The organism is Vibrio orientalis CIP 102891 = ATCC 33934, from assembly GCF_000176235.1.
In the GTDB taxonomy this organism is placed as follows: domain Bacteria; phylum Pseudomonadota; class Gammaproteobacteria; order Enterobacterales; family Vibrionaceae; genus Vibrio; species Vibrio orientalis.
This window is the reverse complement of sequence record NZ_ACZV01000004.1, coordinates 1,091,869-1,110,584: the sequence shown is the minus strand read 5'-3', so window position 1 is coordinate 1,110,584 and position 18,716 is coordinate 1,091,869. Positions and strand designations below refer to the sequence as shown.

Annotated in this window: 14 protein-coding genes; 2 read left to right on the top strand and 12 right to left on the bottom strand. The window is 46.5% G+C overall.

Features of this window, described 5'->3' with window-relative positions; translation table 11 throughout:
- Positions 1-5: 5 nt before the first annotated feature.
- The 3 genes from VIA_RS08490 to VIA_RS08480 are packed head-to-tail and all read right to left on the bottom strand — an operon-like array spanning position 6 to position 4,043.
- Entirely contained in the window at positions 6-209 is a 204-nt protein-coding gene (locus VIA_RS08490; protein WP_004416057.1) for a DUF1656 domain-containing protein, read from the bottom strand.
- A complete protein-coding gene (locus tag VIA_RS08485) occupies positions 209-1,858 on the bottom strand; it encodes a TolC family protein (protein WP_004412429.1) in 1,650 nt (549 codons plus the stop codon). Before VIA_RS08485 ends, VIA_RS08490 begins: the two co-directional genes overlap by 1 nt.
- Positions 1,859-1,871: 13 nt before the next feature.
- A complete protein-coding gene (locus tag VIA_RS08480; protein WP_004412428.1) occupies positions 1,872-4,043 on the bottom strand; it encodes an FUSC family protein in 2,172 nt (723 codons plus the stop codon).
- A 448-nt stretch (positions 4,044-4,491) separates the two neighbouring features.
- Here VIA_RS08480 and VIA_RS08475 point away from each other — a divergent pair, with 448 nt between their 5' ends.
- Positions 4,492-6,954 carry a collagenase gene (locus tag VIA_RS08475; protein WP_004412427.1) on the top strand — a complete coding sequence of 821 codons (2,463 nt, stop codon included), beginning with the start codon at positions 4,492-4,494 and terminating at the stop codon, positions 6,952-6,954.
- A gap of 288 nt (positions 6,955-7,242) precedes the next feature.
- Positions 7,243-8,217: a hypothetical protein gene (locus VIA_RS08470; protein ID WP_004412426.1), complete on the top strand. Its 975-nt coding sequence runs from the start codon at positions 7,243-7,245 to the stop codon at positions 8,215-8,217.
- 127 nt (positions 8,218-8,344) lie between these two features.
- Here VIA_RS08470 and VIA_RS08465 read toward each other — a convergent pair whose 3' ends face one another.
- The 9 genes from VIA_RS08465 to ribA form a co-directional block, all read right to left on the bottom strand.
- Positions 8,345-10,132, bottom strand: a complete 1,788-nt coding sequence (locus tag VIA_RS08465; protein WP_004412425.1) for an aminopeptidase P family protein — start codon at positions 10,130-10,132, stop codon at positions 8,345-8,347.
- Positions 10,129-11,127, bottom strand: a complete 999-nt coding sequence (locus VIA_RS08460) for an ABC transporter ATP-binding protein (RefSeq protein WP_004412424.1) — start codon at positions 11,125-11,127, stop codon at positions 10,129-10,131. The genes VIA_RS08465 and VIA_RS08460 overlap by 4 nt, the downstream gene beginning before the upstream one ends.
- An 8-nt stretch (positions 11,128-11,135) precedes the next feature.
- Entirely contained in the window at positions 11,136-12,125 is a 990-nt protein-coding gene (locus tag VIA_RS08455; RefSeq protein ID WP_004412423.1) for an ABC transporter ATP-binding protein, read from the bottom strand.
- A 9-nt stretch (positions 12,126-12,134) separates the two neighbouring features.
- Positions 12,135-13,064: an ABC transporter permease subunit gene (locus VIA_RS08450; RefSeq protein WP_004412422.1), complete on the bottom strand. Its 930-nt coding sequence runs from the start codon at positions 13,062-13,064 to the stop codon at positions 12,135-12,137.
- A gap of 10 nt (positions 13,065-13,074) precedes the next feature.
- Positions 13,075-13,995: an oligopeptide ABC transporter permease OppB gene (oppB, locus tag VIA_RS08445; protein WP_004412421.1), complete on the bottom strand. Its 921-nt coding sequence runs from the start codon at positions 13,993-13,995 to the stop codon at positions 13,075-13,077.
- 69 nt (positions 13,996-14,064) lie between these two features.
- A complete protein-coding gene (locus VIA_RS08440) occupies positions 14,065-15,675 on the bottom strand; it encodes a peptide ABC transporter substrate-binding protein (RefSeq protein ID WP_004412420.1) in 1,611 nt (536 codons plus the stop codon).
- A 272-nt stretch (positions 15,676-15,947) separates the two neighbouring features.
- Entirely contained in the window at positions 15,948-16,712 is a 765-nt protein-coding gene (locus VIA_RS08435) for a hypothetical protein (RefSeq protein ID WP_004412419.1), read from the bottom strand.
- A 13-nt stretch (positions 16,713-16,725) separates the two neighbouring features.
- Positions 16,726-17,397, bottom strand: coding sequence for a GntR family transcriptional regulator (locus VIA_RS08430; RefSeq protein WP_004412418.1), 672 nt, complete (start codon positions 17,395-17,397; stop codon positions 16,726-16,728).
- Between the two features lie 195 nt (positions 17,398-17,592).
- A complete protein-coding gene (gene ribA, locus VIA_RS21670; RefSeq protein WP_004412417.1) occupies positions 17,593-18,648 on the bottom strand; it encodes a GTP cyclohydrolase II in 1,056 nt (351 codons plus the stop codon).
- Positions 18,649-18,716: the final 68 nt, after the last annotated feature.

Genomic DNA, 18,716 nt, shown 5'->3' with positions numbered 1-18,716 from the left:
GGCACCTAAAACTGTAGATAAAAGCTGTCGATTGCTACGACGTAACACACCATGATGGCAATGAACGTGAGCGATGGAAACGTGATAAAACGAGACAAACGGGTCTTGTTTAAAATGATGACGGTTATCCATGTGGCCGTGACCGCAAGGAATAGCACCAATAAAAAAGGCGAGAAGTAAACATCACCCCAAGAGAGTTCATGTGGCATCACTGCTGCTCCTCTTGTTGTGAATCACCTTGCTGTCCTTTCTTTGCTGGTGGCTCAATGTAAATTTCCGGCAGCTGACGGCCTGGTTCATCTAAATCGCCACCCCAGTTATTACGGTCGATCATTTGCTGCGCAACAGGCTCAGATAAGAAGGCTTTACCAGTTTGAGCTTCCCAGCCACCACCCAATGCTTTGTATAGTGCAATGACTTGGTTGGCGACGTTACCTTTGATGCTGGCGTAGCTATCTTCAGCGCGCGTCATTTTCTCTACAGAGCTGAGCAGGCGTTGAAACGATATCTGGCCATTTTCATACTGAGTCATCGAGATGTTGTAAGCACGAATTGAAGAATTCACCGACTGAAGACGCAGAGATTGCTGCTTGAGATACAAGTCATAAGCATCAAGGGCATTGGTCACTTCATTGACCGCTTGCAGTACCTTCTTGTTGTAGTTGGTGAGCGTTTCTTGGAAGCGAGCATCTTCAAAACGGATGTTATTTTTCACTCGGCCATACTGGAATATATTCCATTGGAAGGTCGGACCGATGGCCATCGTTAGTGAGTCACTAAAGCTAAAGCTGTTGCCATCTGGAACGGTACTGTCGATGCCGATAGAGCCAAACAGCGAAAAGTTTGGATACAGCGCCGTTTCAGCCACGCCTATCTTCGCGCTTTGAGCTCTGGCTTGCATCTCTGAAACGAGTAAGTCAGGCCTTCTCATTACCAGGTTGGCATCGACCTGTTTATCGAGCATCGGTGGGTGGGGCACAATAGAGCGGTCGTTGTTACCCGATAGCGCAGGCTTACGGTTTGATGACTTGAACTGAGCTTCATAGTCGGCCATCTGTTGGTTGAAGCGTTCTGAAGAAAGTAACGCCTCAATTTCGCTTGGCAGAACACCAAGCAACATAGACAGAGCCATGCGAGACTGCTTCATCGCAATTTCTAGCGAAGGCATCGCTGCTTTGGTATTGAACAGTTGGTTTTTAGCTTGCTGAACATCCAGCTCGGTGACGTTGCCAGAATCAAACTGAACTTGCGTAATATTCACCACGCGCTGTTGTATTTCTATATTACGTCGAGAGAGCAAAAGGCGCTCTTGGAACGTACGATAGTTAATGTAGTTGCGGGCGACTTCTGAGGTGATAGTAACCATAATATCGTGGTAAGAGGCGACAGAGGCGTAATAGCTTGCTTCCGCAGATTCAATACCGCGCGCGTATTTGCCCCATACGTCCATTTCCCAACCCGCATCAAACGACAGTCCGGCGTTGTTAACCCCTTGGTCATTCACATAAGCACGAGTCAAGTTACCAGATACGGCTTGGACTTGTGGATATTGCAAACCGGTTGAGATCCCGAGTAATGAGCGAGCTTGGACAATTCGCAATCCCGCTGCTTCAAGATCGAGGTTCTGTTGGCTTGCCATTTCAACCAACTGATTGAGCGTGGGATCGTTGAACTGTTGCCACCACAAGTGCAGTTTTTGCTGTGACTTTTGAGAGTCACTGTCGGTTTGTTCAACTGACCAATCACTTGGCAGTGGCCTTTGCTCTGGTAGTGTAAAGTCGGGGCCAACCACAGTACATGCACTGAGGCCAAGTAACGACAGTATGGCAAAGCTTGGTTTTGAGAGTTTTAGAAGCATACTATCCCTACCTTTAAAATCGCTTCTGACGTAAGTTTACCCAATCGATATCCTCGTAGGTTTGCTTGCATTGCTGCAATGCTTCGAACACATTTCTTTTTAGATTCAGTAAGATATAAAAGCTGGCGATCTCTGAGTAAGCGTAGTCAGATAATTCCAACTCACTAAAGAAATTTTCCAATCTGTTTTCAAAGGATTGATAGTCTTGGTCATATTGCTCAAATACCGAGTTGAGTTGTTCGCTGCTCTGGTGTGTGGCTAACGCACTGGCCATTTGCGGCAATATAGAATCGGTATGCTTACTGCGTAATTGTTTGATTAGTGGGTTGCTGAGCAGCTTTTTCTCTGCCGTGACCAGTATGTTGATGTGGTTACTCAGCACTTCACACGATTTATTGAATGCACCGATTGACTCAGGAGTGGTGTTGCTAAATAGCTTGTGATTGATTTTAGAGCCCCAAACTTTGAGTTTTTGGGTCGTCACGTTTAGCGTCACGATATGCAGTGAACGTTTGAGCGAGTTGAGGCTAGATTCAGATTGTTTTTGATAGGTAGTGAACAAATCACCAATATGCCTGAAATAGCGCTCTTTCATGGTCAAGAACAGGTGCTCTGGACGTGAATTAAATGGAAAGTAGTGGGCAAAGATGATCATAAAGACCACCATATAAAACATCGTCATAATGCCCATCAGGATGCCAAAATGGTAATTCATGGTGTTATTTAGACCGAGAACAAATAAGCCGACCATATAGAAGATCGTGACGGGCCCTTTGAACAGGTAGAAGCCAATAAAGGTATAAATGAAGATAAACAGGCCTAGCTCTGCCCCCAACTCCAACCCGGGTAAAATGAACACGTAAGAGGGTATTGCAAAAACAAAGCCCATGGTAAAGAGGACCAACAGCATCAATGGATGAACGGGTACAAACGACAGCAGTGACATGTAGATAGTCGAAAATACCACGAATGAGTAACCACCCGGAGGGTTGAAGTAAATCCAAATTAGCCCTGCGACCCAGTAGGTTGTGAAGGTCTTGACGGCGGTCTTAAAGTTTTCCGCATCCCACCAGAGAAATTTCCCTTGTTGTTTAGGCAGTTCTTGAGAGAACGAGATGTTATTGGTGACCGAATCGATGCAACTGATGCTTTCTGCTATGCGTGACAAGCTTTGGTGTAGCGTTTGTAATAAGTGCCCTAGAGTAAGCGCCGAGCCTTTGACTAGGTGAGTTGCATCACTAAGGGCATCTTTGTCGTAATCAATGGTAAGTTTTTGTGCGCGGTAGGCTGGACCTTCGTTGTCCCACATCTGTTGGCAGGTGTTAAATAGAGCTTGAATTTGTTCTATCGCATCATCAAAGTTATTCACGCAATTACGGTCCTGTTGGTGACTGAAATGGCTGTGCGTTGCCACACTAAGGGCTTGAGTGACTTCTTTATTGAGGTGAACAGTAAGCTGCCACTCTTTTATGTATGCCGACACATCACTACACTCGGCACTTACGGTAGAAAATCGTTGCTCAAGTGCGTTTTGGGCAGTGAACACTTCATCGAGTAGGTCATCGATGGAAGGTTTATCTCGCGCTTCGTTGTCTTCATGCTCATTATCACGACTCTTCGCTGACGGTGAGACCTTCTCCTCAAACCTTTCGACAATCGCTTTAAATAGAGCTTGCTGGGTATGATTCAACTGTTCGCATAGCTTGCGTAAGTTTTGTTCGGTCTTTGTTGGCCATAAAAACGTACCGACTAAAGTAAAGATGACCACGCCGAACACGGTCATGAATGCACGGTCTACGCCATATATAAACGCGCCTTCCGCATCGCCACCATTCGACATCATTAAGGTCATCACCCCTGTGAGAGCTAACAGAGTGGGGTCTTTTTTGTAGGCATTACGGAAATAGAAAAGAATCGAGACAACGACCGACACGCTCAGCATATAAAGGATTCGCTCTTGGGCGAACATACCAACAAGGAGTAATCCAATCACTGCGCCCACTAGGGTGCCCACGACACGTAAGGTTCCTTTAGCAAGGGACTCTCTCCGACCACCAATAGAGGCAATAAGCATGACGGTTGTGGCCGCCGTCGATGCTTGCGGCCAGCCCATAGCAAAAGGAATCAGGTACGCGAGCGTCAGACTCAGAGCAACTTTTGTGGCGAATTTAAGTTTGTCGTTCATTGTGGCCTATATGCTCAGGGGCGATATTAGTAATAAATCTTCAGTACAATCAAAACTATACATAGAAGAGATGCATCAACGGTAAGAATAGCCACTGAAATGTGTTTATTTGTAAACGGTTGGTCAAAAAATGAGACACAAAGCGCATAGAGTAAGGAAAACGGTGAAATTGAGGCAATTCTTACACTATGGCTGAGGCAGTTTGAGTCGCAGAGTTTATGAGTTGTAGCTGTTTTCTGAATAATTGCCGATGGTCTCCACTTATACCTATTTTGAAAGTCAGTCCTATTTCTCGAATCCATCCGTCTTACTAACTGAGACTTAAAAATTAAATGTTAATGAAATGTTTCATTGTGAGTCGCTTGGAGACTAGATTGAGGTGAACGCAAAGTTGCGTTGGTCAAGAAGACAATCCTCATTTGAACTATCAAAGATAAGTAGAGTTAAGATGGAACTTAAGAAGTTAGCAGTCGCTGTAGCAGGCGCGATTATTAGCCTAAGTGCTCATGCGCTTAGTGAACCTGTCCCGCAAGTAGTCGACCGATCACCAATCCATGAACATGATCTTCATCATGGTGTGGAAGATAGCACTCCGGAGTATGCTCCAACCAAACAATTGGCACAAAAGCCAGAGCCGATGATGCGGACACTATCTGTCATGTCAGCGGAAGAAGCGATGGTTTGTGATGTTGAGGCATTTGCAACGTCAAGCAGTAGTAGCTTAATCGCGGCGATAACAGGTCAGGGAAGTGATTGCGTCAATGAATTATTCTCTGCAGAAAGCCGAATTCAAGAGAGTGCTTTCGCATCGGCTAATATGCACGATGTTGCCAAACACACGACATCGTTAGCCAAAACTTACCAAGGAGGGGGCAGTGATGAGCTTGAAGCGCTGTTTCTTTACTTAAGGGCTGGTTATTACGCTGAGTTCTACAATGACAAGTTAAGTTTTGTTTCTTGGGTTCAACCAGCAGTTAAAGAAGCGATTGATGCGTTTGTCGCGAGCAGTGCGTTCTATGAAAATAGCGATGCACACGGCAAGGTGCTTAGTGAAGTTATTATCTCAATGGATAGCGCCGGTCTACAGCATGAGTACCTCGACGTGGTTACCCAATGGCTGACACGTTGGAACGGTGATTATGCCCAGCAATGGTATATGAGAAATGCGGTTAATGGTGTGTTTACGATTCTCTTTGGCGGTCAGTGGAATGATGAATACGTCCAGCGTATAGGTTCGCAGACCGCGTTGGTTGACGCTCTAGGCAGTTTCGCGGCGAACAGAGATGCGCTTGGTCGAGGCGATGAATTTATGGCAGCGAATGCGGGTCGAGAGCTTGGTCGATTGCTGCAATATAAAAACGCACCGATAGAAGCTAGCGTTAAAGCAAAGGTACAGAACATATTCAGCCAATATGAAATGTACGGTACTGGTGACAGTATTTGGCTTGCGACTGCCGATACGGCTTCTTATTACGGGCAATGCTCAGAGTTCGGTATCTGCAACTTTGATCAACAGTTGAAATCGCTGGTATTGGCGCAAAGCTACACTTGTAGCCCTACCATTCGCATTCTATCGCAGAATATGACGCAGGCTCAGCATCAAGCTGCGTGTGACAAAATGGGTTATGAAGAAGGCTACTTCCATACTCGCCTAGAGACAGGTAATCAACCCGTCGCCGATGACCACAACACTCAGCTGCAAGTGAACATTTTTGATAGCAGTGACGATTACGGTAAATACGGCGGGCCTATCTTCGATATCAATACCAATAATGGCGGGATGTATCTAGAGGGGGATCCTGCGACGCCAGGTAACATTCCTAACTTTATTGCTTATGAGGCTTCCTATGCCAATGCTGACCATTTTGTATGGAACTTAGAGCACGAGTACGTGCACTACCTTGATGGTCGATTTGATATGTATGGTGGCTTTGGTCATCCAACTGAAAAAGTCGTGTGGTGGAGTGAAGGGGTCGCTGAATACGTCGCCAATGAAAACAACAACCAGCGTGCGCTCGACACGATTCTCGATGGTTCAACCTATACGCTGCAAGAGATCTTTGAAACCACTTATGACGGTTTTGATGTCGACCGTATCTATCGCTGGGGCTATTTAGCGGTTCGTTTCATGTTTGAGCGTCATATGGATGATGTTAACCACATGCTAGTGGAAACGCGCGCAGGCAATTGGGGCGAGTATAAGGTGATTATCACTCAATGGGCGACGCAGTATCAAAGCGAGTTCGAACAGTGGCAGCAACAATTAGTTAATGGGCAGACGGGCAGACCAACGGCAGTCATTAACACAGTCAATCAAGGTAAAGTCAATGAATCCATTTCATTCAGCAGTGCAGGTAGCCAAGATCAAGACGGCGAAATTACCCAATACCTATGGGACTTCGGTGACGGCTCGACCAACACATCGGCCAATCCGACGCACCAATTCACAAGTGCAGGGAGCTACACGGTCCGCTTAACCGTCACGGACAATGATGGTCATACGGGAACGACCACCACAGCGATTACGATTAGCGGCTCTGAAGGGGTTATTGGCCTACCGAGTGACTGTGTTGTACAAGGCAAAATCAGTGAGGGTCGTTTGATTGCTTCAGAACCAGCATGTTTAGCCTCTCAATCCGTTATCTGGTTAAGTATTGAAGGGGTTGATCAATACTCTTCAATGGCGATCACCGCAGGCAATGGTTCTGGTGAACTTAAGCTGCAATACAGTAACTATGGTTGGCCGAATGACCAAGGCTCTAATCTACATGGCTGGTCTGATAATCCGGGCACAAACGAGTGTATTACCATTGGACGTCAAGCGAATTACTGGGGCTATCTGAAAGTGTCTGGTGATTTTGAAAATGCCGCGATTGCGGTCGACTTTGATACCGAGAGTTGTCGTCAGTAATTTTTACGCGTAACACCTTCTAACACCAAAGCCAGTAATGGGTTTACATTGTAAATCGTTACTGGCTTTTCTCTTATTTATCCTTCCTCTTCGGCTGCTTCCTTACATGGGCTTACGTCAGCTTACACACAAGCAAAGTACTGGTTGTTATGATTTGTGGCAACAACACGGCAATTCATTGTGAAAGGTAATTTTCTGCTTTTTCTGTTTTGCATAGGGCAAGGACGCCCGACCTTTTTATCTGTATTTAGTAGCTCCAAAGAGCTCGTTATTTTAAGGCCAAAGTCTATGAACAAACGCCATCTATCTTTAGTTCTCCCGCTGTTATTGGCAGTGACTGCTTGTGATGACGATTCATCAACCAATACTAAGCCTGCAACATCTAATGCTCAGGTCTATAGCAAACTTGATTGCTATCAAAAGAGTTATGGTGTGGAGATCTCTCAGTCTGTTGATGTCGCCAACTGCGCATTTGAAGATGGCATCTATGTTTTGCCGATGAATACAGCAACACAGAAGCAGCACGAAACGGTAACTAAGCAAATTGCTGACTTCCTGCATATGGCGTCTAAAGAAGTTAATCAGAGGTTTGCGAACCGCACTGTGGTTATTGGCGTAACGAATGGCGAACCTAACGGTAGTACGCTGGACGAAGAGTTTATCTTTGGGCTTTCTGACTTTGCTGATAGCAGTTCGACCCTTGAAGGTATCGAGTTAATCTATACCGATATTGGTGGTAAAGACGAAACACTGACCACTACGGCTTATCAAAAGTTGATGCAATTGTTTGATTACTATATTGATGGTGACGATAACCACCAATTAGGCATGAAGTTGAAGAACGCCTACGACGATCATATCGCACTGATTAATTATGACAGTTCACTCTATTACAACGAATGCAATTACGGTAATGGCCATGTTACTACGCCACGAGTTAAAGGCACAGATACCGATTGTGATGAAGACTCGAGTGATGGGATTGATGAGAGCAACGGAAAATTCGATGAAATTCATGATATTGCAGCTAACCTAAACCCAGGTGCTAGCTTTGGTGTGGTCTATGAATACATGCTGACTGGCAAGCACAAGACCAGTGCGGAATGGAGCTCTACGCCATCGAGTAAGTTGGAAACAACAGATGGTCTAACGGCAGGCTCTGGTGCGAATGACGCACCTAACTTTTCTAATTCGGCATTTGTGCCAATTGCTAAGTATCTCAATGAAAACTTCTTCGTCAATAAATCGAAGATATACAAGTGATTATTTAAAGAGGGGGCGATTGTTCCCTTTTTTAGCGACCAGTCGTTAACGATGAGCTTTCTCAAGGTATAAAAAAGCCGACCCAAAGGCCGGCAAAACTTAAGTTGTAAACACAACAAAAGGAGATTTATATTGGTTGAGTTGCTTTAGTCAGCCACTCACACTCCTGAGCCGAAAGATAAGGGGAAAGCTCGCTTAGACACTGTTGATGATAGTTGTTGAGCCACGCAATTTCGCTTGCGTCTAGCATCGACTTATCAATCATGGCTGTAGCAATCGGAGCAAGGGTGATGGTTTCAAAACCGTAGAAAGTACCGAATTCATTCTCTTCGATCTCAACCACTTTCATGATGTTTTCGATGCGAACGCCGTGAATACCTTCACGATACACTCCCGGCTCATTCGTTATCACCATTCCCGGTAGCAAAGCGACTTCGCGTGGATTTTGTGAGAAGTTCTGTGGCCCTTCGTGAACATTCAAGCAAATACCAACTCCATGCCCAGTGCCACACTTGTAGTCAATACCATGTTGCCAAAGGACGCCACGCGCCATAATGTCGAGATTAGCGCCGGTTGAGCCTTTCATAAATCGCGCTTGGGTCAGGCGAATGACTGCTTTTAGCACTAAGGTGTAGTCGCTTTTTTCTTGCTGGCTTGGCATGCCAAAGTGGAAGGTACGGGTAATATCTGTCGTACCTCCTGGGTATTGACCGCCAGAATCGACTAACAAGAAATGAGCTTCACCAACAGCGTAGCTGCTCTCTTCGTTGGCGGCGTAGTGCATCTTGGCGCCATGTTCAGCGTAACCCGCGATGGTTCTAAAGCTATCACCAATGTAGCCATCGATTTGCTTTCGATAACCCATTAGTGTTTGCTCAGCACTCAGCTCGGTAACATTGCCGCTAGGGACTTGTTCATCGAGCCACTTCATGAACTTGACCACAGCGGCGCCGTCTTGACGAAGGGTTTCTTCAAGACTACTAAGCTCGGTGGGATTCTTCTGCGCTTTGATTAAAGTGATAGGGCAGGGCTTATCGATAAGGGTGAGCTCTGATTTCACTTGACTGATAAGTAGACTGTCGCTGTTTTTTGCTGTGTAGATAAGTGAAGATCCTTTATCTATCAGGTTTAGCGCTGTATTAAGGTGTTCGTAATCATGGATGTGAATCTGATGCTGTTCGAGCTCCAGACTCACGGTGTGAGTTAACTTTCTTTGATCAATGAACAGGCGACTACTGGTATGATCTATCAGTAAATAGCCTTCAGAAATCGGGCAGTAAGCGGTGTCGCCACCACGAATGTTGAGTGTCCACATTACGTCATCAAGGGTGCTGATAAGCAGAGCGTCTGCAGATTGCTCAGTAAGGAACTCACGGATCTGGGCTACTTTTTGTGATGCACTGAATCCGGCAACGCTGATCGGGTGGTTGAACAAAGGCGCAGATGGTCTTGCTGGGCGGTCATGCCATATCGGTGAGATTAGGTCTTGGTCAAGAACAATTTGTATCGATTTGTCGGCAAACGCCGCTTTAAGCTCGGTATAAAACTGCTGGCTGATGCTGCGGCCATCGACACCCACGGCGGAGTTTTCCGGTAGCGTTTCAGCTAGCCACTCTGCGATGGTTGGGGTTTCTGGTAGCCTCGCTTTAAATAGCTCTAGCCCAGAGCCTTCAAGCTGCTCAGCGCCTTGAATATAGTAACGGCCATCTGTCCATAGACCGCCGCCATGTTTGGTAACGACGACATCTCCTGCCGAGCCTGTAAAACCGGAAACCCATTGGCGAGCTAGCCAGTAATCAGCAGAATATTCACTCGCATGAGGATCGTTGTTGGTGACGATATACGCATCCAACTCGTACTGGTTCATGCCTTCTCGTAAAGCATCAAGGCGTTGTGGAACCGTGGTGATTGTCATAATTGTGGGCTTCCTAGCAAAGTATGTGTACAGAAAATATGGTGATCATTGTGACCACTCTTAGTTGGTTTTTGTGCGCCGCATAGCTCTGTGGCACTTGGGCAACGAGTGCGGAAGACACAGCCACTGGGTGGATTCAGTGGTGAAGGTAAATCTCCCGGCAATAATTGAATATCCCGATTACGCGCTAACGTTGGATGAGCGATTGGTACCGCAGACAACAGCGCTTTGGTATACGGGTGCCGCGCATCGTCGAAGACTCTGTCGTAGCGTCCTACTTCCATCGGTTTACCTAAGTACATGACCATGACACGATCACTGATATGACGAACCACGCTAAGATCGTGGGCGATCATCACCAGTGTTAGTCCCATCTCTTGTTTAAGGTCATCAAGCAGATTGATCACTTGAGCTTGAATGGAGACATCCAGCGCGCTGACAGGCTCATCACACACGACTAAATCTGGCTTGAGAATCAGTGCGCGAGCGATCCCAACACGCTGACACTGTCCGCCAGAAAATTCATGGGGATAGCGGTTACGTTGGCTTGCGAGTAAGCCGACTTTATCCATCATAGCGATGACTCGGCCCTCTACCCCTTTGCGCGTCAATTGTGGTTCATGGGTCAGCAACGGCTCGGCGATGCATTCGGCAATTGTCAGGCGCGGATTTAAACAAGCGGATGGATCTTGGAACACCATTTGGAACTCACGGCGGCGCTGGGCTAATTGTTGCTTTCCAAGGGCGCGCATATTCTCGCCTTTCCAATGCAATTGTCCATCAGTGGGCTCGATTAGGCGTAATAAACCACGTGCGAGTGTTGATTTTCCGCAGCCAGATTCACCCACAATACCAAGGGTTTCACCACGGTATACATCTAGGTCAATGCCATCGACCGCTTTAACCACTTTACGTTTACTCGGCAGGATATGCTTGTTGATAGCAAAGTGGACTTTAAGATCGCGTGCTGAAAGCAATATTTCTGGTTTTGTCATATGTCCTCCTATGCTGAGCGGGCAATATTGGCGATGGTCGTTGGTGCGTTGACATGACATGCAAGACCTTGGCGATGAGAAAGCGAACGAAACGGAGGCACAGTTGCACTGCATTCCGCTCTATAGTTCCCACAACGCTCTTTAAACGGACAGCCTTTATTGTGAATCAATGCACTTGGTGGATTGCCCGGAATGGTCGGCAGCCTATCCATATCCTCAGTAATAGAAGGAATCGCTTTCAGTAAGCCTTGGGTATACGGGTGAGCGGGAGAATCAAAGATTGAATCGGTATCGGCCTCTTCCATTTTTCTTCCGCCATACATGACTAAGACTCGGTCACACATTTCCGCGACCACGCCCATATCGTGGGTGATCAGCAAAATTGCCGTGTTAAATTCAGCCTGAAGCTCACGCAGTAAAGTTAAGATTTGCGCTTGCACCGTCACATCAAGGGCAGTGGTGGGTTCATCGGCAATAAGCAGCTCTGGTTTACACAGCAGTGCCATGGCAATCATCACGCGTTGGCGCATGCCGCCCGACATTTCATGTGGATACTGAGCCATACGAGTCGCCGCAGAGGGAATACGTACCGCATCAAGCATCGCAATCGCTTCGTTTTCTGCTTCTCGCTTCGACATACCTTTGTGGATCATCAGTACTTCTGCCAACTGCTTACCGACTTTCATAAATGGGTTAAGCGAGGTCATTGGGTCTTGGAAGATCATGCCAATCTTCTCGGCGCGAATGTGATTGAGCTGTTTTTTCGACATTGTGAGGAGGTTTTCACCGTGGAAATTGGCTTCACCTGTCACCACGCCGTTGTCTGCGGTTAACCCCATCAACGCGAACACCGATTGGCTTTTGCCTGAACCAGACTCGCCGACAATACCGAGCGTTTCACCTTGCTTGATTGAGTAAGAAAGATCGCTAACCGCTTGGACCAAACCGTCAGGGGTTTGAAAGCGTACGTTCATATTGTTTATTGAAAGAATACTCATCACTACTCCTTAGCGATCTTTCGGATCAAGTGCGTCACGTAAGCCGTCACCAATAAAGTTAAAGCAAAACAGCGTGGCGACAAGAAAGATGGACGGGAACACTAACTGCCATAGGGCGACATCAATGGTTTTCGCCCCTTCGGCGATTAGAATGCCCCAGCTAGTATCAGGCGGCTGAACCCCTAGGCCTAAGAAGCTTAGGAAGGACTCAAACATGATGAAGCCAGGTACCATCAGCGACGAGTAAACCATCACGATGCCAAGTACGTTAGGCAATACATGGCGACGAACAATGGTCAGTCGAGAGACCCCAATCGAATGGGCCGCTTCAATGAATTCGCGCTTCTTAATGCTGAAGGTGACGCCACGTACTACTCGGGCGATGCCAAGCCAAGAGACCATGCCTATCACAACGAAAATGAGATAGATATTGTTGCCAAATAGAGTGACAAATAGGATCACCAAGAACATAAAAGGAACAGAGTCGAGCACTTCAATAATGCGCATCATGGTGCTATCAACCATGCCGCCAAGGTAGCCAGAGAGCGCGCCCCAAGCGGTACCAATAACTACGGCAACCAATGCGCCCATAAATCCAACCATGATAGAGAGCCGGCCACCTTGCATAGTTCGGGCGAAGATATCTTGGCCGAGGTCATCGGTACCAAAATAGTGACCGGAGCTGATTGATGGTTTGCCGAGTTCATAAGGATCGGCGACCACGTTCCAGTCAATCTCATCATGACCGAAAGAAGCCAAATGAGGGCCAAAAACAATGCATAAAACAATGAACATTAAGACATAGATTGAGGTCATCGCAGCGCGATTTTTACGAAATCGCGCCCATGCATCTTGCCATAGGCTTCGACCTTCAACTGCTTCAATGTTGGAGCTCATTTGGTCTGCCAGCTCCTTAGCATCAATTTGTTTGGTTAACATTCGCTACCTCCTAAACACGAATGCGCGGGTCGATGACGGTATAAAGAATGTCGACCACCAAGTTAAAGAAGATCGTTAGTGCTGCGACGATCAAAGTAATGCCCATGACTAAGCCGTAGTCACGGTTAAGCGCGCCAGAGACAAAATGCTGTCCCATTCCGCCTGTGCTAAAGAAAATGTCGATAATCACGGAACCGGTCACCACGGCAACAAAGCTTGGGCCAAGCATGGCAATAATTGGGATCAGAGATGGACGCAGTGCGTGATGGAATAATATGTAGCTGGTGGAAAGGCCTTTGGCTTTGGCTGTGCGAATATAGGGTTGATTGAGCGTTTCGATCATGGCGCCGCGCATAACACGAGCGATACTCGCGACTGAACCAATGGCAAGACTGAGCACCGGGAGAACCAGAAAGGCCAGCTTGCCACCTTCCCAGCCACCAGCAGGTAGCCAGCCTAAATGGATAGAGAAGATCGTGACTAATACAGGTGCCAATACAAACGCGGGGATCACTACGCCGGTCATTGAAAGTGACATCAGTAAGTAGTCGAGCTTGCCATTACGATTAAGTGCAGCAATGGTGCCCAGTACCATGCCTAACGGTACGGAAATACAAAATGAAATCACGCCAAGTACAGCCGAAACAGGCCATGACTGGCTGACTAACTCGGTAACACTAAAATCTTGATAAACAAAGCTTGGCCCTAAATCGCCTTGAATGAAGTTACCAATGTAGATAAAAAACTGAATGATAAAAGGTTCGTTAAGATGGAACTTAGCTTCAATATTGGCGCGTACCACTTCTGGCATTGGGCGCTCCATATCGAAGGGGCCACCGGGTGCGATGTGCATCAGCCAAAATGAGACTAGCGCGATAAACAACAGCGTAGGCACTGCAATCAGCAAGCGGCGAAGAATATACAGCAACATGACCTATCCTTTCCTTAGAAAAAAGCCCGCAACCTACGAGGACTTCGAGGTGCGGGCAAACCGTCCCAATTAACGGGCCATAACGTAAACGTTTTTGCGGTAGTATGAAGATTCTGGGTTGGTGCGCTCATAGCCACCTACGTGCGCTTTAATCAGGTATTGATCGTTACCATTGCGATACATAGGGATGATAGCCATATCTTCGATAAGCAATTTCTCTGCGGCAATGTACTCTGCTGATGGGTCACTGAGGCTTTTTGACTCTGCCATTAAGCGATCGTACTCAGGGTTGTCATACTTGGAGTCGTTGTATTCGCCTGTTGAAACGAAGATGTCTAACCAAGTTGATGCTTCATTGTAATCAGCAGTCCAACCGCCACGGCTGATGTTGCCCGGATCTTTCAATGCATAGAATACTTTAGGCTCAAGCTGTTTGATTTCGATCTGTGCACCTAGCACGCTTTTCCACATACCAGCCATAGCCGTTGCCATTTTCACGTCTTTTGAAAACGTCGGAACAGTAAACGTCAGCTTAAGAGGGTTCGATGCGTTGTAACCAGCTTCTGTGAGTAGCGCTTGTGCTTGTTGGTTGCGTTTAGCTTGCTCCCAAGTCGCGAACTCTGGTGTGTGAGTCTTAAAGCCATCGGTTTGCGGTGGCACTAGAGTGAACATTGGAATGCCGCCATTTTTGGCAATTGCCTTAGTGATGATGTTACGGTCGATCGAGTAAGAAAGTGCCTGACGTACACGAAGGTCTTGGGTTGGCCCTTTTTCCGTATTTAGGTAATAGAAGGTTGAGCCAAGCGAGGCACTGGTGTCAGCCACTTGCTCTGGGAACTTCTTAAGCAATTTGTTCTTTTGCGCGGAAGGGATAGAAAGCGCTTGGTCAATTTCGCCTGCTAGGTATCGGTTAAGAGCGACGTTTGCATCGCCAATCGGTAGCCAAGTCACTTTCTCTAAGACAACGTTGTCCGCATCCCAATACTTGTCATTTTTGACCATCACCATCTTTTCATTCACTTTCCAGTTTGAAACGGTGAAGGCGCCATTGGTGACGATGTTTTGTGGTTGCGTCCATGCGTTGCCATGTTTTTCGATGGTCGCTTGGTGAACAGGCGCTAGCACAGGGTGGCTAAGCAGTTTGATGAAAAAAGGAACTGGCTTCTCAAGCGTTACTTCAAAGGTATGGTCGTCAATAGCACGAACGCCTAATGACTCAGCTGATGCTTCTCCTTTCATGATTTTGTTAGAGTTTTTGATGCCAGGAATGGCTGCAAACCACGCATAAGGGGAAGCAGTTTCTGGATCGATTAAGCGTTTCCAACTGTAGACAAAATCCTCTGCTGTCAGAGGGTCACCATTCGACCATTGTGATTGACGTAGTTTGAAGGTGTAGACGGTATTGTTGTCATTAGCCTGCCAACTTTCAGCAATCCCGGGAATGGTTTTACCTTGTTTATCTTGAATCGTTAGTCCTTCAAATAGGTCGCGACCTAAGTTGAAGGCTGGCTCTGCAGCTTGTTTTGCTGGATCAATCGATGTGACCTCAGCGCCGTTGTTAAGCACGATTTCTTGTTTGTCTGCCAGTTGTGTTCCTGCCGGGTAGGGCTTCGCGATGGTATTGCCTGCCATAAATGCCGCAGCAATAGCACTTAATGCGATCAGTTTTTTTGCTTTCATAGCTTCCTCGTTATTTCCTTATAGGAGTGACCCTATGGCGAAATGGGAGGGGAGGTTAACGCCATGAACGGTTTGGTATTAACCGACATTTCACCACTAGGGATGAGGTGAATGTATATTGTATAAAATGCTCAAACAAACACTATTTAACATGTTTGCAACAAGGTGGCAGAAGCAGAGACCAGCGGTCTTAGTTTTTGAGACTGAATAAAATTTAGTCAGCCAAATGTATTGAAACCGCTGTCAGATCACAGCGGCTATTTATCAATAGACTAGGTGCTGCGAAAACGTGCGGAGACTTGTTTGAGAAGCTCTCCATTGATTTCTGGTAGGCCATCAGAAAAAAAGATTTGTTGGCCCGGAATATTGCGGAAAAGTACATTCGTTAACTCACCTGTACCATTAGCGCTATTGGCCGCATGCATCTCGCCTATTTTCTGATCTACTTCTTGTTCAAGCTTTAACCTTTGCTCGGGTGTTAATCTAACCCGCGCATGGCAAACCTGAGAGAGCGTGTTATCTGCCATCGAAATTTGTTCAAATCGGCGCTTAAACAGTGTGTCTAGGGCGGTGCCTTCTTCCATAATGAAGCGACGCCCTGAGCGGTAGAACACTTTGTCGCCGAGGTTTTCGATGTAACCGAGCACTTCGGCAATGCTGAGATAAAAGCGTAAACTGGTTTCAGAGAGCTGGTACGTTTGCGCCACTTCTTCAGGAGTCAGATTACAAGAGGTAACAAGGTAGATAAAGTCGAGTAGATAAGGATGTTCAACGAATAAGGCATTTTGCTCACCAGATAAGAACTGTTCGTTATCACGCTGGATTTGAATTGCAATCTCGGACAGCTCTTTTAGATCCGTATTGAGGTGATTGGTATAGATGAGGATCTTATCTAGCCCAAGGGAAGGGTTATGCAAATGCCGCTTTATCGTAGAGAGTGGAATACCCGTTTTCTCAGACAAAGCACTGTAGCATAAGCCTTCTTCTTTGATCTTAAGGCGAATTGCGGCTAATAAAAACTCAGGACCAATATGCATACGGGCTACTCCATTAGGATGGGTCGTTATGGCGTTCTAGCAACAAATCGCGAATGGCGGCCCCCGCTTCAAGAATGTGTTTCTTAAGCATATATTTCGCACCTTCGATATCACGATTCTGACACATTTCCAGTAGCGCTTGGTGCTCTTTGTCCGCTTTGACAGTGCCTTCGGTAAACAATAACTGCATACGAATATAGCGGTCACACTTGGTGTTGAGGTTATAGATGACGTCCATGGTCTCTGGCATATCAGCAGGAGCGTAGAGCGCTTTATGCAGCTCATAGTTGTAGTTGCTCCACTCTTCGACTTCATCACCTCGACTTACCACGTCATCAAAGCGTTCGCGAATGGCGTTAGCTTTGGCGAGGTCTTCGTCAGTCATCTTTTGAATCGCGCGCTCCAAAATGTGGCACTCAACCACTGCTCTTAGCTCAAACAACTCGTCAATCTTGTCTGGGGAGAGTTCGGTAACCGTTGCTCCTTTATGAGCTTCAAAGCTGACCAATCCTTGTGCTTCTAGCTGCATTAAGGCTTCGCGAACGGGGATACGGCTAACGTTAAACTCTTTAGCCAGTGCGTCTTGGCGCAAAGGCTGACCAGTTTTCAACTCCCCTTTGAGAATTTTAGTTCGAATCGCTTCTTCGACTAATTGGGTTCGAGTTTTAAAAACAGGTTGTGACATCCAAGTCTCCAGTAGTACGTCTTCAATATTGTATTCAATATACTATTTTGTCGGAGAATGTGAATGAACAACGTGCCAGTGGGCTGTTTTTTGGGGGATAGGTCAATAGTTGGTAATGCTGAGAGTGAGCTTGTGTCAGGTTTTAGGCAGCAATGAGAGCCTGAATCGTCAAGGCTCTCATTTATTCAAAAGACTTTATTGCTTAATAAACTGGCGATCAAAAAGATGGCCTAGCTTAGCGGCTTTGGTTTCAAGGTAGAACTGGTTATTGGTATTAATGCCTTCCTGCAGTGGCACTCGCTCTTGGATAACAATCTCAGCTTGCTCTAGCGCTTTCACCTTACGTGGGTTATTGGTCATCAGGCGTACAGTATCGATGCCTAGATAGCTGAGCATTCCTCGACAAAATCGGTAGTCTCTCATGTCGGCGGCAAAGCCTAATTGCTCGTTGGCCTCAACGGTATCGGCGCCTTTATCTTGCAAGTGATAAGCTCGAATTTTGTTGATCAACCCAATACCACGACCTTCCTGACGTAAGTAGAGTAAAACGCCCGCACCTTCGTCGGTGATGTTTTGCAGAGCTCTATCGAGTTGGAAGCCGCAGTCACAACGAGTACTAAACAATGCATCACCGGTTAAGCATTCGGAATGTAGGCGAATCAACGGCGCTTCCACGGAAGAGATATCACCGTAGACCAGCGCTAAGTGTTCTTTACCTGTTTCACGTTCAATAAAACCGTGCATTTCAAAGGTGCCCCATTTGGTTGGCAGCTTAGCTTTATCAACAAATTGAATTAGGTTGTAAGGGGTACTGTTTTGCAACCGTTGACGCACAGACATTAAAATCTTGCCGAGGTGATTGTTACCTTGCCCATCTTCCCCATCGCCCCAAAAAGCATCCTTATGTGAATGCTCAGTGAGGGTTGCCTCGCCAGTTTCGATCAATTTAAACGCCAATAATGGGTTCTGGCTAAACTTTTCTGTGACGATAAAGCGCATCACATCGAGTCGAATATCGAGCCAGTCAGTTCGTTCTTTTTGTTTAAACTCACGACTTAGCTCAAATGCGCGATCTGGCGTTTTACTGTGTTGAATTTGGCCATAGATCTCTGGATCAACGAACTTCTGTGCTTGGTAGTAATGCTCACTTGTAGGCCAAGTCTGACCATCGATGTTAATTGGAGAATGGAAAAAATTGGAAAGAAATCCGTAGGCGTCTTCCGGTTCGTAAAACTGAATATTGCTATCCATAGCGCTCTCCTGACATTGTTTCAGCTTGCAATAAGAAATTGATTGCTTATTAAGAATTAGTTGTTGCT

Excerpts from the sequence above, each read along its gene's own strand:
- VIA_RS08490 (WP_004416057.1), bottom strand. The coding sequence starts at position 209 with ATGCCACATGAACTCTCTTGGGGTGATGTTTACTTCTCGCCTTTTTTA.
- VIA_RS08485 (WP_004412429.1), bottom strand. The coding sequence starts at position 1,858 with ATGCTTCTAAAACTCTCAAAACCAAGCTTTGCCATACTGTCGTTACTT.
- VIA_RS08480 (WP_004412428.1), bottom strand. The coding sequence starts at position 4,043 with ATGAACGACAAACTTAAATTCGCCACAAAAGTTGCTCTGAGTCTGACG.
- VIA_RS08475 (WP_004412427.1), top strand. The coding sequence starts at position 4,492 with ATGGAACTTAAGAAGTTAGCAGTCGCTGTAGCAGGCGCGATTATTAGC.
- VIA_RS08470 (WP_004412426.1), top strand. The coding sequence starts at position 7,243 with ATGAACAAACGCCATCTATCTTTAGTTCTCCCGCTGTTATTGGCAGTG.
- VIA_RS08465 (WP_004412425.1), bottom strand. The coding sequence starts at position 10,132 with ATGACAATCACCACGGTTCCACAACGCCTTGATGCTTTACGAGAAGGC.
- VIA_RS08460 (WP_004412424.1), bottom strand. The coding sequence starts at position 11,127 with ATGACAAAACCAGAAATATTGCTTTCAGCACGCGATCTTAAAGTCCAC.
- VIA_RS08455 (WP_004412423.1), bottom strand. The coding sequence starts at position 12,125 with ATGAGTATTCTTTCAATAAACAATATGAACGTACGCTTTCAAACCCCT.
- VIA_RS08450 (WP_004412422.1), bottom strand. The coding sequence starts at position 13,064 with ATGTTAACCAAACAAATTGATGCTAAGGAGCTGGCAGACCAAATGAGC.
- oppB (WP_004412421.1), bottom strand. The coding sequence starts at position 13,995 with ATGTTGCTGTATATTCTTCGCCGCTTGCTGATTGCAGTGCCTACGCTG.
- VIA_RS08440 (WP_004412420.1), bottom strand. The coding sequence starts at position 15,675 with ATGAAAGCAAAAAAACTGATCGCATTAAGTGCTATTGCTGCGGCATTT.
- VIA_RS08435 (WP_004412419.1), bottom strand. The coding sequence starts at position 16,712 with ATGCATATTGGTCCTGAGTTTTTATTAGCCGCAATTCGCCTTAAGATC.
- VIA_RS08430 (WP_004412418.1), bottom strand. The coding sequence starts at position 17,397 with ATGTCACAACCTGTTTTTAAAACTCGAACCCAATTAGTCGAAGAAGCG.
- ribA (WP_004412417.1), bottom strand. The coding sequence starts at position 18,648 with ATGGATAGCAATATTCAGTTTTACGAACCGGAAGACGCCTACGGATTT.